The organism is Pseudomonas sp. SIMBA_068 (assembly GCF_046534705.1).
In the GTDB taxonomy this organism is placed as follows: domain Bacteria; phylum Pseudomonadota; class Gammaproteobacteria; order Pseudomonadales; family Pseudomonadaceae; genus Aquipseudomonas; species Aquipseudomonas putida.
In genome coordinates this window covers 1-265 of sequence record NZ_JAWRYI010000701.1, presented here as the reverse complement: position 1 = coordinate 265, position 265 = coordinate 1, and the positions used below count along the sequence as shown (strand labels likewise).

1 pseudogene is annotated in these 265 nt (G+C 50.2%); it reads right to left on the bottom strand.

The window, feature by feature from the left end:
- Nucleotides 1–265 (bottom strand): annotated as a pseudogene (locus tag SB756_RS31050) (hypothetical protein); the annotation flags it as partial.

Below are 265 nucleotides of genomic sequence, written 5' to 3'. Positions count from 1 at the left end.
ACCTTCAGCAACGGCATGCTGCAGCTTGTTGATTTCTGAAGCTAATTTTTGTCGGAATTCAATAATTGCCTGAGAATCAGCAAAAGAGGTGGGATCGTAGCGATTCAGCGTCGAGTAAATGTAGGTTACCGTTGCCACGCAGCTTTGCCACCATGCGTTTTGAGTTCGCCAGTTGGCATCGTCCGCGAGGCAAAAGACATTGAGTTTTTGTAGCGCCAGCGCCTCTCTTTCAATCCGCGTTTCGGGTAGCGGTGCGAGGCTGTCT